Here is a 13,302-nt window from a genome sequence, read left to right as displayed (position 1 = left end):
TTGTATCTCTCAATACGAGAACTGTTGATTAACTTGCTCCCATCGCGGTGTTAAGCGTCGTCAGGAGATCCGTGTCGCTGAAGGGTTTGAGCAGAAACCCCGCAGCCCCCTGTTGGAATGCACGGAGGCGAAGAGCATCGTCCTTTTGACCCGTAATAAAGATGATGGGAACCTTGCGACCACGCGCTTTCAGTTCGAGCTGAAGATCGAATCCCGACATTCCATTCATCGCCAGATCGAGCAGGAGGCACTTGGTTCGACCATTACAGTCAGACTCCAGAAACTCCTTTGCGGATGCAAATGCGCGGACGGAAAAACCGAATTCTTTGAGCAGATCCGGAAGCGACTCTCGTACAGATTCATCGTCATCTACGACTACCACGAGCGCACGTTCCGACGGTTGCTCGTGGCCTGAGTTCATGAGGGTAGCTTGCAGCAGCCGCGGGTAAGCGTCTATTGGACTTTGGTATCAGTGCTGCACGGAAGCGAAAAGCAGAAGGTGGCGCCGGGGCCCTGGTTCGGTGTTGCCCAGAGCCGCCCCTGGTGGGCCTCGATGATGGAGCGGCTGATGGAGAGGCCGATCCCCATACCATCGTTTTTGGTTGTATAGAAGGCCTCGAAGAGCCGGTCGGCGGATTGTGCATCGAAGCCTACGCCGGAATCCGTGACGCTCAAGCGTACGGCCTCGCCGTCCGACTCGGTGCGGATCAATAGATCCCGAGGACGATCGTGGATGGTGCTCATCGCGTCGGAGGCATTGCGCATGAGGTTCATGATCACCTGCTGGAGTTGGACGCGATCACCGATGACGGGTGGAAGGTCATCTCCGAGTTCCGGCCGCAAGACCACCTTTCCGCGGTGCAATTCATTCAAAGCAAGTGCGATCACCTCTTTGGTCGCGTCGTTGAGATCGACGGCCTCGGCGGACCGGTCCTTTCTCGTGAACAGTGTGCGCAATCGGGAGATGACGTCGGCGGCGCGATTGCCGTCGCGAATGGTGCGCAGTGCGGTTTCGCGAGCGCCTTCGACATTCGGCGGTTCCGCGGAAAGCATCCTGAGGCAAGTACTGGCGTTGGTGATGATGCCCGAAAGTGGCTGATTGACCTCGTGCGCGATGGACGCAGTCAGGACGCCGAGACTGGTGACCCGCGACACGTTTGCCAACTGCGAGCGCGCGCGCGCCAAGGCATCATCAGCGAGATGGCGCTGGGTTACATCCTGAACCGCACCGATGTACTCGACTTGGTGTTCGGAGTTGCGGCCGGCGTGAGCTACCAGGCGCAAATACTTCACGCTTCCATCCGGCATGAGCAAGCGATGTTCATATTCAAAGTCGCTCACGTTACGCTGGGCCTTTTCGATCATGTTGTACAACGTGTGCACGTCGTCGGGATGTACGCGAGAGCCAATTTTCTCGAAGGTTATCGGCTGGCCGGGCTCAAATTCGAAAATCTGGTAGAGCTGGTCGGACCACTTGATGTCGTCGGTTTCCACGAGCCAGGAAAAGTTTCCTACACGCGCAAGGTTCAGACCCTCAGCGAGGAATGCTTCGCTGCGGCGCGATCGTTCTTCTGCCTGCTTGCGTTCTTCGATATCGGTGCTGGTGCCGTACCAGCGCACGATGGTTCCGGTCTCATCTCGGAAGGGTTCGACGCGGATGAGGAACCATCGATAAACGCCGTCGTAACGGCGGAGGCGCGATTCGATTTCGTCCGGTTCTCCGGTCTCGATCAGTTCCATCCACTTTTTCATCAGCGCCGGCAGATCTTCAGGATGAAACGCGGTTTGCCAACCCCAGCCATGCGATTCTTCCGGCGAGAGTCCGGTGTACTCGTGCCATCGTTTGCTGAGGAACTCATTGGGCCCGTCGGGCAGGTTGCACCAGGCGAGGGTGGGGATGGTGTCAATGACCTGGTGCAACTTCGCTTCGGACTTGCGGATTTCATCGAGCGCTTTTTGCAGCTCCACTCGGACGTGGTATTGCTGTTCTTTACTCTCGAGGAGGCGCGCTTCAATCTCCTTACGATCTTCGATTTCGTGGCGAAGGGCCTCGTTCGCGTCAGCGAGTTCTCGGGTGCGCTGCGCTACCTTGTCGTCAAGTTCACGAGCGATGCGCTTTTGCTCTCCGAAGCGGCGTGCCTCTTGCAAACCGATGGCTGCCTGGTTCGCGGCCACATTCAGCAACAGTCGTTCGGTTTGCTGGGGGAACTCGAAGCGTTGGGACCCGACGATGAGTACGCCGAATTCGCCGTGCAAGCCGAGATGCACGGAGATCGCCGAAATGTCGCGTCCCGAACTAAGCTCGGCACGACACACTGCATTGGGGGTGTCGTCCAGAGATCGGGCGACGATCGCACGAACCTGCTCCGGCGTCAGGGCGCTTGTACGCAGCAGCTCTGACGGAGGATTCGTAAGGCGAAGGAAAGCAAAGTCCAACTGGAGCACGCCTTCCAGCGTTTCGAGAAGCGTACGAGCGACTTGTTCAGGATCGCCGCCGCTCCACATGGTGGGAAGTGCAACGACACCAATGAGGTCGCTGATACACCGCTGGAGACGACCGATTTCTTCGGCGGAGGGTTCGACTTTCTGTGACATATCAGGCGGCTGAGGATGAGGATCGTGATGACATTTGCCGCGCTCGGCGTCCGCGATATTCACGCAGGAAGGCTTCTGGCGGAAGATAAAACGGGTTTTGATGCAGGACGCCGCCGACGATCACCAGGGGATGAGTTCGCATAATGTCGATGACGGTCGCGCCGCCGAACTTGGAGAGGTGATAGGTGCAAATCACGGCATCGTCGTGTTGGCACCAGAGGTCGTTGACGCGCGACTCAAACTCAATGAGGTCCGCGGTGTGCGAGGGATCGTTGCTCGCCCAATCCATGCGGCACACGATGCGACTGAGCGGGTAGGACCCTGCGGCGTGGCCGCTGGCCATTCGTTCGAAGGACTCGAGCATTCGGTCCTGGTCGAAAATTCCGTCGCTGAGATAGGTGTCAGTGCTGGTGTGAATTTCGAGCTGTCCGCAGTCGCGGGCTGCGGAGACGTTAATTTCGGCGGTCCGGAGCCTATCCAGGTGTCGCGGCGTTTGGTCGGGATTCACGACGTGGATGGCTTTGTCGCCACATCGGAAGCCATCCTGAATGAAGGGGAGCAATACGCGATACTCCTCTTCTTCGCTGTTGAAGAACGCGCAGATGTGACGAACGTCGCCGAGCTGAGAACCTGCGATAGAGATCGGGGGGACGGGCCGCTTCATTAAACATCCTCCACACGGGGCCCATTTCGAATTACCCACATTTTTCTACATTTGCGGCGCTTTCGTCCAGCGGACGGAAGCCTTAATCCCTCGCGGTTGGGTCGAGAAGTTTCCCGAAGGTGGGTGCAAACGCATTTATCGTCGGCCGATGGTATGGCCAATACCAACGTTCAATAGCCCGGCAGGGAGTGAAGTGGTGGAATTCGGGTGTCAGCAAAACTGCAGCCGATGTGAAGCAGGTCACCGGCGAAGTTCTGCACTTGGATGGAGGTCCTATGAAAACAACTACCCAAACGACCGTGGCAGAAGGCAAGCCTGAACAGAGACTGAAAGAGCTCGGCATTGAACTCCCCGCGGCGCCTCGACCGTTTGGGACCTATGCGGAAGCGGTGCAGACGGGCAATCTCGTGTTTGTGAGCGGGATGCTCCCGACCGAAGGGCGGCAAGCGAAGTTCGTCGGCAGGATTGGAGCCGAGCTCAACCTTGATGCGGGCCGGCAGGCTGCGCGGCTGGCGGCGCTGAACGGTCTCGCCGTGGTGAAGGAGCACATCGGGTCGCTCGATAAGGTGACACGTATCGTGCGACTGGGTGTGATGATTGCCACGACCGGAGACGTGCCGGACCAGCCCAAGGTAGCGGATGGAGCGTCCGATCTGCTGCAAAGCGTCTTTGGCGCCGAGAAGAATCCGTGCCGCCTCGTGTACGGCGTAGCGAGTTTGCCTCTGGGCACGCCGGTGGAGGTAGAACTCATCTTCGAAGTCGTTGGATGAAACCGGGCTTCCGCTGCGCCGATTATTTCAACGGTTCCAATTTCCCCAGGATGGTCGGAAGATATTCGCTCACGGTGGGATGAATATGCATGGCGCGCTGGACGACGGTGTAGGGCGCCTTCGCGTACATCATGTCGAGCAAGACATGCACAACTTCATCGCCGCCGGTGCCGAGGATAGCGGCTCCCAGGAACTGCTTGGTTTCTGCGTCAACCAGAAGCTTGATGAGGCCCTGGGTTTCGCCCTTCTCCACGGCGCGACTGACGCGGCTCATGGGATACTTCGCAACCAAGGCCTTGCGCCCGGACTTTCGAACTTCGTTCTCCGTCATGCCGCAGCGGCCGAGCGGTGGATCGGTGTAGAGCGCGTAGGTCTGGATGCGATCGGAGACGCGACGGTGGTCGCCATTCAAGAGATTGTCGGCGACGATTTCGTAGTCGTTGTAAGAGGTGTGGGTGAACGCGCCGCGTCCGTTGCAATCGCCGAGCGCCCAGATTCCGGGCACGCTGGTCTGAAGGTGATCGTCAACCGTGATGTACCCGCGCGCGTCAGTGGCGACGCCTGCCTGATCAAGACCGAGGTCCTGGGTATTCGGAGTGCGTCCGACGGCAAGGAGAACGTGGGTCCCGATAACCTCCGGCTCACCGTCTTCGCAGTCCACACCGACGGCGATCCCGCCTTCATGTTTCGAAAGCGAGATACACTTCGCGTCGGTGCGAATTTTTATGCCTTCGGCTTCGAGGATTTCGCGCACGGATTGCGAGACGTCTTCGTCTTCGCGTCCCACCAGCCTTGGCCCCATCTCAATAACCGTAACTTCGCTGCCGAAGCGTCGATAAATCTGTCCGAACTCCAGGCCGACGTAGCTTCCACCGACGACGACCAAATGTTTCGGCAGAAAATCCACGTCCATCATGGATGAGTTGTTGAGAAATGGGACGTCGTGGATCCCAGGAAGTTCGGGGACCGACGCTCGGCCGCCTACGTTGATGAAAATCCTGTCGGCATCCAGAAGTTCGTCGTTGACCGAGACGGTGCGAGCGGAGCGAAAGCGAGCGTGTCCTTGAATGACCGTGCAGTTCTTCAGGCCCCGCAACCACTCTTCAACGCCCTTGTTCGATTTTCCGGAGACTGCGTCTTTGCGCGCTTTTATGCGCTTCATGTCAACCTGGACCGCGCCGCCAGTGGTGAAGCCGTAGTCTGCGCCTCTGCACGCGACATGCGCGGCGTAGGCGCTGGCGACGAGCGTCTTGGTTGGAATGCAGCCGGTGTTGACGCAGGTGCCACCGAACTTGTTGCGTTCGATGATTGCCACCGACATGCCTGCATCCGAGAACCGCGCCGCCAGCGACGGGCCGGCTTGGCCGGTACCAATGATGATTGCGTCGAAATGCCGCGACAAAGGAGCACCTCTCCAGAAGTTGATGCTGATTCGCCGATGTTCGGCGCACTAAACCGAGGTTACTGCGGCGGTTCTTTTCCGGACTGCTCGCTGGCCATGTACTCGGCATACCAATCCGGCCAGTTGGCGTCGGCCTTGCCGATTCGCGCTTCATGCTTGCCGTGCGCGGCAGCGGCGCGGCGCATGGCGTTGGCCAAATCATTGGTGGAGGCGTAGGTGGTTGAGGTGGAGTCGATGCGTCCCGGCAGGCGCGTGGTCAACTCCTGGAAGAGCCAGCCATTGCCGTCAGGATCGCGGAACGATGCAAACGAGCGATAGCTGCCATGATTGGGATCGGGGCCGCTGACGCGAATGCGTCCGAACAGATAGGGCTCGTCGGTTCCGGTGTAGACACCGTTCGCGCCGTGGAAGACTTCACCGACTTCGATGCCCAGGTCAACGAGCTGCTGACGGGCGGCGTCAATGTCGGAAACGATGAGGTACAGGCCCTGGGCGGAACCCGGCGCTGCAGCAGTGACGTTCTTGCCGAAGATCACGGAGCATCCGGAACCCGGGGGCGTGAACTGGATGACGCGGAAGTCGTCACCCGAGGCAAAGTCGGCGTCGAGCCGCCAACCGAGGCGCGCATAGAATGCTTTCGCGCGATCAACATCCGAAACCGGGATGACAACGATCTCGAACTTCATATCAACTTTGATTGCTTTGGTTTCGTTCGCCGCGCTGGCGCCGACTTCGTAGTCCACGTTTGCCATGTCGTTTTCTCCTGCGGAGGTGAGTTCAGCGGAAAGCAACTCGCGTTCCTGTTGAGGAGGATGCGCGTGGACGCAGGGGAAAACAATTGGACGTTGGTATAGGAGCAAGGTGCCGGTGGGACGGGACGCTATTCGGTCCGCTTGATGACAAAGACCGTCTTGTCGTCAATCATGTCCTGTTCGCCGGTCTCCCGGGAGACCTCGTCCTGCTTCACAGCGTGTTCGAGCAGGGCGTTGCAAATCTCCTTGGCCGATCCCCGGTAGTGGTTGCGCAGAATGGATTGGAGTTGTACGCGAGACTCGGCATCACTGCCGTCGTAAACGCCATCGGTATAGAGGATCGCGATGTCGCCGGGGCTCATCAAGGTAATTTCGGCAATATCCGAAGACATGAACTCGCGCTCCCGCAAATTCATGGAGTAGTACTTCTTGCGATCCGGATGATCGGCGGGAAGTTGCAGGCCCAGAGCGAGGAACTGCACCATGTAGTCGTCGTTGATTTCCACCAACCGGGAAAATTCCGCAGAGAACACCAGCGGCGGCGGATGCCCAAAATTCACGAAACGGAAACGACCGCCGGGCCGCACTTCTCCATAGAGCATGGTGGCGATTTCCCGGGCATTCCCACCGTCAAGGATCCCAAGTGCATTGCGCGCGGTGACCGACTGCGCGAGGCGCAGGTTCAGGTTTTCGAAGAGCTCAGGGGTGGTGCGTCCATAGCGGTCCAATTCCGTGAGCATGAGCGCATGAAAGGTATCGTGCACGGTGGAGGCAATCTTCGCCGAGATGATGCCGTGGCCCTGCGCGTCCACCAACAGAACTCCCGCGGTTGTGTAGAGTTCTTTGAGGTCCTCGGCGACCCGCACCTGCTCTGAGCTTTTGGAGAACCGGTACTCCACTTCCATCTCAGGTTGGAAGTCACGCCTCGACTTCATCCATTGAACTTGATCGTCTACCGAATTGCGGACCGGCATACCCGCAGGAAGGGGCTCGAGAAACTCCCGGGAGAGGCGTTGGGCGCGTTCGATACGCGCGTCAATGTCATACCGCTGCTGGAAGTTGATGTACTCGAACAGATCGCCACCGACGGTGGCCGCGGCAATTGAATCTCCGTACATCTCGATACCGCGAAGGCGCGGGATCGCGCCCTCCACAGGCATCAGTCGTTCGCGGAGATATTCGTCGATTGTCGGAAATGCGCGCGGATTGGCCATTCAGAGTGCGGTGTGATCGGCTCCAGGAGTTAGTGCCATTCTATCCGCGCGTCTTGTTTGAATTCCAGCAATTCTCGCCTCAGCGCTGCGACGAACGGAGCAATTCTCGGCACAGGGAGACTGCAGACACGTCTGAGCTTCGGCTTCTTGCGGTTCAGTACGGACACGCCTTCAGTGTTGTCTCGACGACATCTCTTGCACTTGGGCGATTTCTCATGCAGGTTCGCTTAAAGGGGCGACCCCCGGAAGCGCACCGACGCGTTGTCTATACGCCTGCGCGATAACGATCATCGGAACCACGGCGTTTGCCACGCAAAAGATGAGGGTTGCGATGGCCGCTCCCATCAAGCCTGAGCGCGGGACAAGCACGATCGAGGACGTTAATGCGACGAGCGGAACGCTGGCGTAGAGCACCGTAAAGAGCCAGAAGCGCCGCACCACTGCCACGCCGGCGCCGAGCATCGATCCGACATAATAGAAGCCGGTGGCGAACATGAGTACCGTGAATGCGTTGTGGTTCTTCGCATACTCTGGCCGGTAGAAGAGGGTGAGAAGCGGTTTGCCGGCCCCAAGCGCAATCACTCCTGCGAGCGCTCCCATGCCGAAGGCAAAGACCGCGCAGCGAACCAGCAAGCGCCGAAAGAGTGGCAGGGATTGCTGCCAATGCCGCGCCAGTCTGGCTTGGACGGAATTGCCAACCGCAGCGATGACGGTGTGTCCCGCGAGCATGAAGTAAGCCATGGCGGCATAGAGACCTAATGCCGCGGCGCCCATGTCGTGCTGAATGACATATCGCGGAATGTTGGTTGTCAGGCTGGCGAGCATGGTCTGGATGCCCATGGGGAGCGCCAGGACGCCAAGCGAGAAGAGTATTTTCCGTTCGAACGAAGGAATAATCGTGCCCTGGTCCGCGGGGTCGATCTGTGCGAATTTATGTGCCCAACGAAGGTCGACAAACAGCAGCAGTAGAGCCCACCACCCGGCCATGGCGAGCACCGCATAAACCAAGTTGTGGGTGTAGCGAAGGACGCCCACAAGTGCGGCAACAGATCCAAGCCCTTTTATGGACATGCTGATCGCGATGCTGTCCATGCGCTCGTGTTTCTGGCAGAGCCCGTAGATTACGTCGCTCACGCTTTCCATGAACTTAGCAAGGCCGACGCCGAACACCACGAGCGCGGTAGTACGCATTGAAGAACTGCGCGCCGAGACAACACAGACGGCAAGAAGACCGGCGACGCTGGCCAGCATGCGGAGCCCGAAATACTCTGAGAAGCGGTACTCGCTTTTCGCATCGGTGGCTTGCACGGACCGGAGTTGCATGTTGGTGAACATGTAAATGGGAGCACTCACCGCCAATCCGAATGCGAATTGTCCGACCATCGTCGGATCCCCTAATTTAGCGATACAAACGAGCATGGCCCACTGCGAGAAAGCGTAGATGAAATTACCGCATAGGGTCCAAATGACGTTCGCCTTGAGAGAACGTGGCTTGCCGACCTGAACAGGAATTTCGACGGATGGAAGTGAATCGTCCTCTAAATGCCAATTCACCCGCGGGTCGTCGGTGGATGCAGTACGTTCTTTTTGACTCATTGAATTTTTGCAGGTCTGTTGTTCAGTTTCGTCCGCCGACTATTTGATCTGGTGTTTGCGCATGGAAGTAATCACCGATCGGCGAGATTTGTTCTTTATGTCTGAACAAGTCTTGACGAATTGTTCCATGCGGCCCGTGGACAAGTGGCCTTCGGCTTTAACTCTCGAAATTCCTTCATTACCCAGCTCGTCCATCTTCTTACAGCTCTCGACCAGTCCCTCGTATGCGCGGATCTCTTTGGGTGTGAACGTTGCATTGACAGATTTCGCGCTGCTGAAGGACGGCCCACCCCCAGTACGACTGATTGTGTTAGGTGCGGTGCCTTGCTGGAAGGCGCTCTGAGCAGGCTGTTTCCGGTTCCCTGCGAATGATGCAGAATCACGGGCATTTGGCGAACTCGGGCGATCAGCAGTTGGCGAAGAAGTTGGCTTCTCTGATAGATCTTTGAGTCGTTCGCGCGGCAGGCCCGAGTCGGCTGCCGCGCCGAACCGGCTCATTAAGTCTGGTCGCTCCTGACTCAGTGCGGCAGTTCCTTTTCCCAGTTGAGTCAGACCTTCAGGACAAGACGAGGAGGTGGCGGCGAGAGCCGCATTTGTTCGGAGTTCATAGGCCGGAACAGCTTTGGGAATTACGAGTTGCGATCCCGTACTCGAAGCGCTTCGCGACGCAGGGGGTATTGATATCCACCCCACACCTGGCTGAAAGCAGATGGCGGAACGATTCGTCCTTCCGGCTTTGGTGGATGCATTCGCGGTGGAACGCTGGTTGGGCATCTCGAACTTCGCGCTGTGGTCGGCGGACTGCAAGCTGGCGGGATCGGTTGAAGAAACTGTACTTGATTGAGTACTTGCATTTGAACTCGCACCGAGCCGGTTCGTCCTTTCCTCCGACGTGGTAGCGGTTGCTGAGGGAGCCGCCCGGCGCAAGGCGAGGATGTCGCTTAAGTTGAGCGGGTCAGAATCATCTTGGGCGGCTTGTCCGTAGCACAGGACCCTGCCGCAAAAGATTAGCCCCGCAAATATCAGCGACTTTCTCACGTATTGGTTCCCTCAGGCACTCAAATGTTGCAACTTAGTTGTTAACGGTCGTCTCGGTTTTATCCTCGACGTAGTACTTGTCGTAACTGTATGAGTACCCGTAGTATTTCGCTTTCGCATCGAAGTCATTCACAACCAGGCCGACGACATTTGCACGAACCTTCGCCAGCAGCATGCGCGCATGACGCAGCGGGTGTCGGCCAGTTCTCGACGCGCGCGCAATCAGGAGCACGGCATCCGTTTTTTGCGAAAGAACGACGCCATCTGTCACTGCAACAACCGGAGGAGTGTCGATCACGACGTGGTCAAACGCTCCGCGCCACTCATTCAGGATTTCCTCCATTTTGTTGGAGGTGAAAAGATCAGCCGGGCTCGGAGGCCGATGGCCGGCCGGAAGCACCCACATGTTCGCAACGCCGTTCACCGGGATGATCAGATCGCGCCAAGACTTTCGTCCTGCGAGGCACTCGCTAAGGCCTCCCTCTGGCATCACCTTGAGATTTCTGGCGAGCACGCCGCGGCGCAAGTCCGCATCAACGAGTAACACTCGGGCACCTGACTGTGCCAACACAGCTGAAATGTTGACACTCACGGTACTCTTGCCATCGCCAGGTTGTGCGCTCGTTATCATGATGACTTTCGGAGGCGCTCCAGCATTGGCAAGGAGGAGAGAGGTACGTAGGGCACGGAAGGCTTCTGCGAGCTTCGACTGGGGGCGGTCTGCGGCGAGAGGTACCCGAGCTAGAACCGACTGATTTTCAGTCGCGAGAGCATTGAGTCCCTCCATCGAGAAGTGAGGAATCAAGCCGATGGTCGAGATGCCAGCCATCTCCTCCGCATCCTCGGGCGAACTGATGGTTTGGTCGATGCTCTCCTTCACGAATGCGCTGCACACCCCAAGGAATGCGCCACCAAACAACCCAAGCGCGATAAAGAGCGGAACATTCGGCAAGACCGGAAGCTGAGGTACCGCCGAAGGGTCGATCACATCAACATTGGTTGACTTCAACCCGGCCGCGATTCCCGCTTCGTTCAGTTTGCGAAGGAGGTCTTCGTATAGACTCCGGCCAGACGCTACTTCATTTTTGAGAATGTCGTACTGGCTGAACTTGGCCGATTGCGAGAACGCCTCCTTCTTACGGTTTTCAACTGAAGCTCGCAGTTGATCTTCGGTACGTTTCGCCGATTCATACTCAGTGCGGAAGCGTTCCTCGATGTCTCGGATTTCTTTTTTCAACGAGGCGTCCGTTTGTGCCAACTGATTGTTGAGCTGGATCACTTTTGGATAGTTCGAGCCAAACTTGGTACTGTACTGTGCCAATTGATTTCTGAGATCGGCTTCTTGTGAGCGGAGAACCGGCAACACGCTATCCGGAAGTATGGTGCCAATCAGCTCCGGATTGCCGGTCTGGGCGAGCCGATACTTGGCTTCTTTCATGATCCGGTCGGATTCTGCATCGGTCAGCTGCTTGCTGACGTCGGTAAGATCAGAAACTGCAAGATTGTCCGTTTCGTCGGTTCCGATGATGTTCGCTTTCGATTGATACTCCGCGAGTTTTCGCTGAGACTCCTCGACGTTGTTCTTGAGCTCCGTCAAGCGCTGCTGCAACCAAGCTGACGCCTGCATCGTCGCTTCGAAGCGAGTCATGAAATTGTGGTGCATATACGACGAGGTGAGCGTATTGACGACCTTCGCGGCGAGCGCTGGATCGGTGCTGCGGAACCGAATCTCTATTACCTGAGTCTTCGGAACAGCTTCAACACGAAGGGCCTTGGAAAAGCGCGTAAGCAGCTTGGATTTGCGTGCCTCATCGACGGAACTGACGTCCTTCCCTACGGGCGTTTGCAAAGACCGACCGAAGAGCGACTTGGTTGCGAACGCCTCATTCTGATCGAGCCGCAATTGGGAGATCACATCCCACGCCAGAGTGTCGCTCTTCAAGATGCGCGCTTGTGTCTCGAGTTTGGAACTCCAATCTAAGCCACCCGCGCCGGTCGCCAGGTCTCCAAGCGCGCCCATGTCGAGCGCAGCAGATTCTTCAGGATGCACGTTTAAATCTGCCATGCCTTCGTAGCGCGGTTTCATGAATAGGCAGAAGAGGATTGCAACGAGGACACCGAATGCGGTGACACCGATGATCATTTGGAGGTGACGACGCAACACATACAGCACATGCAGGAGATCCGCTTCGCGATCTTCCTGCACGTCTGCCCAGCTGGTACGTGACGCACCTTGAACATTTTCGATTTGTGAGAACTTTTCCACTTACGACTCGCAGTCCGCAGTTTTCATCGAATTGGTACCGATGAACCTGATTAATCTCAACGTATCGCGTACACAGCAAGGGCCGCAGCTGCAGCCACGGCGGAGCGGGCCGTAATCTGGCCAGCGATCTTAACGCCACTCTTCGGCAAGACGACAATATCGTCGGCATCGAGAAGTCGGTCAGGAATTACACCCTTGGTTATCTTGTCGAGGGCGACCGGAAACTGCTGCACACCCTGAGGAGTTTTGCGCACGATTCTCGTACCGCCAAGCGCCGCAATGTTGGTTGGACCTTGAGCCATCGTGACGGCCTGGAGGATCGTCATTCGTGTGTTGTTTTCCATGAGAAAGGCGCCTGGACGAATAACTTCTCCCATGACATAGACGACACCGGCCTTCGATACGAGTATGGAATCACCCGGCTCCAACTCGACATTGGCTTCCACCATGTTGCGCGAATTTGGGAGATCGATGATCACCGGCTCGTCCACGTGGGCGCGATGGACAATAGTTACGGTCCGTCCGGCTCGGGGCGAGAGGCCACCGGCCGCCGAGATCGCATCGTTAAGGCGATGAGGCCCGAGCAGCGGATAAATACCGGGCTGATTCACCTCGCCGGAGATGGATATCCCTTGTGTCGCGAACTCGTCCACCAGAATCGATACCTCGGGGTTCTTCACAAAATCACCCTCAATGAGCTTTTTTGTGACAAGGTCAGCCGCCTGCACAGTCGTGAGGCCGCCCCAATGCTGCTGACCGATCAACGGAATCGACACATCCCCGTTGTCGTCAACACGAACTTTGAGGATGAGTTCCGGCACGTCATAGACGTTCAAATCCAATAGGTCGCCAGGCCCGATCAACAGCGTCTTAACGTGTTGCCCTCGCGTTGGAAACTCATTCGACGAGGCAGTTGGATGGGCATCAGTCTGGGCAAACGTCCAGGAACTGAGGGCCACAATCCCGATCAACAACCAATTCTTCATAGCTGTTCCAATTCAGCAG

The 13,302-nt window shown here is 57.4% G+C and carries 12 protein-coding genes; 2 read left to right on the top strand and 10 right to left on the bottom strand.

Features of this window, described 5'->3' with window-relative positions:
- Window positions 1–28: 28 nt before the first annotated feature.
- Genes ACID345_RS04350 through ACID345_RS04340 form a run of 3 tightly spaced genes read right to left on the bottom strand, consistent with a single transcriptional unit; the run spans window position 29 to window position 3,259 of the window.
- Window positions 29–421 carry a response regulator gene (locus ACID345_RS04350; RefSeq protein ID WP_011521651.1) on the bottom strand — a complete coding sequence of 131 codons (393 nt, stop codon included), beginning with the start codon at window positions 419–421 and terminating at the stop codon, window positions 29–31.
- Between the two features lie 32 nt (window positions 422–453).
- Window positions 454–2,658: a PAS domain-containing protein gene (locus tag ACID345_RS04345; protein ID WP_148210012.1), complete on the bottom strand. Its 2,205-nt coding sequence runs from the start codon at window positions 2,656–2,658 to the stop codon at window positions 454–456.
- Window positions 2,597–3,259, bottom strand: coding sequence for an MEDS domain-containing protein (locus ACID345_RS04340; protein WP_011521649.1), 663 nt, complete (start codon window positions 3,257–3,259; stop codon window positions 2,597–2,599). The genes ACID345_RS04345 and ACID345_RS04340 overlap by 62 nt, the downstream gene beginning before the upstream one ends.
- 275 nt (window positions 3,260–3,534) lie before the next feature.
- Between ACID345_RS04340 and ACID345_RS04335 the strand changes: the two genes are divergently transcribed.
- Window positions 3,535–4,029: a RidA family protein gene (locus ACID345_RS04335; RefSeq protein ID WP_011521648.1), complete on the top strand. Its 495-nt coding sequence runs from the start codon at window positions 3,535–3,537 to the stop codon at window positions 4,027–4,029.
- A gap of 22 nt (window positions 4,030–4,051) precedes the next feature.
- On the opposite strand, the gene ACID345_RS04330 is transcribed toward ACID345_RS04335, so the two are convergent.
- From ACID345_RS04330 to ACID345_RS04310, 5 genes are all read right to left on the bottom strand, one after another.
- Window positions 4,052–5,431 (bottom strand): FAD-containing oxidoreductase, encoded by a 1,380-nt coding sequence (locus tag ACID345_RS04330; RefSeq protein ID WP_011521647.1) that lies wholly within the window; start codon window positions 5,429–5,431, stop codon window positions 4,052–4,054.
- Window positions 5,432–5,490: 59 nt separating this feature from the next.
- Entirely contained in the window at window positions 5,491–6,183 is a 693-nt protein-coding gene (locus ACID345_RS04325; protein WP_011521646.1) for a VOC family protein, read from the bottom strand.
- A 128-nt stretch (window positions 6,184–6,311) separates the two neighbouring features.
- Window positions 6,312–7,397 carry a PP2C family protein-serine/threonine phosphatase gene (locus tag ACID345_RS04320; protein ID WP_011521645.1) on the bottom strand — a complete coding sequence of 362 codons (1,086 nt, stop codon included), beginning with the start codon at window positions 7,395–7,397 and terminating at the stop codon, window positions 6,312–6,314.
- Window positions 7,398–7,610: 213 nt separating this feature from the next.
- Entirely contained in the window at window positions 7,611–8,993 is a 1,383-nt protein-coding gene (locus ACID345_RS04315; RefSeq protein WP_011521644.1) for a lipopolysaccharide biosynthesis protein, read from the bottom strand.
- 39 nt (window positions 8,994–9,032) lie between these two features.
- Window positions 9,033–9,491, bottom strand: a complete 459-nt coding sequence (locus ACID345_RS04310) for a hypothetical protein (protein WP_041855436.1) — start codon at window positions 9,489–9,491, stop codon at window positions 9,033–9,035.
- A 211-nt stretch (window positions 9,492–9,702) separates the two neighbouring features.
- Between ACID345_RS04310 and ACID345_RS27335 the strand changes: the two genes are divergently transcribed.
- Window positions 9,703–9,837, top strand: a complete 135-nt coding sequence (locus ACID345_RS27335) for a hypothetical protein (RefSeq protein WP_266190045.1) — start codon at window positions 9,703–9,705, stop codon at window positions 9,835–9,837.
- A gap of 228 nt (window positions 9,838–10,065) precedes the next feature.
- Here the strand turns inward: ACID345_RS27335 and ACID345_RS04305 are convergent, their stop codons facing one another.
- Both ACID345_RS04305 and ACID345_RS04300 read right to left on the bottom strand, forming a co-directional pair.
- Complete coding sequence (locus ACID345_RS04305; RefSeq protein WP_011521642.1) at window positions 10,066–12,297, bottom strand: GumC family protein; 2,232 nt, start codon at window positions 12,295–12,297, stop codon at window positions 10,066–10,068.
- A gap of 56 nt (window positions 12,298–12,353) precedes the next feature.
- Window positions 12,354–13,283: a polysaccharide biosynthesis/export family protein gene (locus ACID345_RS04300; RefSeq protein WP_011521641.1), complete on the bottom strand. Its 930-nt coding sequence runs from the start codon at window positions 13,281–13,283 to the stop codon at window positions 12,354–12,356.
- Window positions 13,284–13,302: the final 19 nt, after the last annotated feature.

The organism is Candidatus Koribacter versatilis Ellin345 (genome assembly GCF_000014005.1).
GTDB classification, from domain to species: Bacteria; Acidobacteriota; Terriglobia; order Terriglobales; family Acidobacteriaceae; genus Korobacter; species Korobacter versatilis_A.
This window is presented reverse-complemented; position numbering and strand designations above follow the sequence as displayed.

Bases quoted from the DNA above. Each gene is read 5' to 3' on its own strand.
- ACID345_RS04340 (WP_011521649.1), bottom strand. From the start codon at position 3,259: ATGAAGCGGCCCGTCCCCCCGATCTCTATCGCAGGTTCTCAGCTCGGC.
- ACID345_RS04350 (WP_011521651.1), bottom strand. From the start codon at position 421: ATGAACTCAGGCCACGAGCAACCGTCGGAACGTGCGCTCGTGGTAGTC.
- ACID345_RS04320 (WP_011521645.1), bottom strand. From the start codon at position 7,397: ATGGCCAATCCGCGCGCATTTCCGACAATCGACGAATATCTCCGCGAA.
- ACID345_RS04310 (WP_041855436.1), bottom strand. From the start codon at position 9,491: ATGAGCCGGTTCGGCGCGGCAGCCGACTCGGGCCTGCCGCGCGAACGA.
- ACID345_RS27335 (WP_266190045.1), top strand. From the start codon at position 9,703: ATGGCGGAACGATTCGTCCTTCCGGCTTTGGTGGATGCATTCGCGGTG.
- ACID345_RS04315 (WP_011521644.1), bottom strand. From the start codon at position 8,993: ATGAGTCAAAAAGAACGTACTGCATCCACCGACGACCCGCGGGTGAAT.
- ACID345_RS04325 (WP_011521646.1), bottom strand. From the start codon at position 6,183: ATGGCAAACGTGGACTACGAAGTCGGCGCCAGCGCGGCGAACGAAACC.
- ACID345_RS04300 (WP_011521641.1), bottom strand. From the start codon at position 13,283: ATGAAGAATTGGTTGTTGATCGGGATTGTGGCCCTCAGTTCCTGGACG.
- ACID345_RS04335 (WP_011521648.1), top strand. From the start codon at position 3,535: ATGAAAACAACTACCCAAACGACCGTGGCAGAAGGCAAGCCTGAACAG.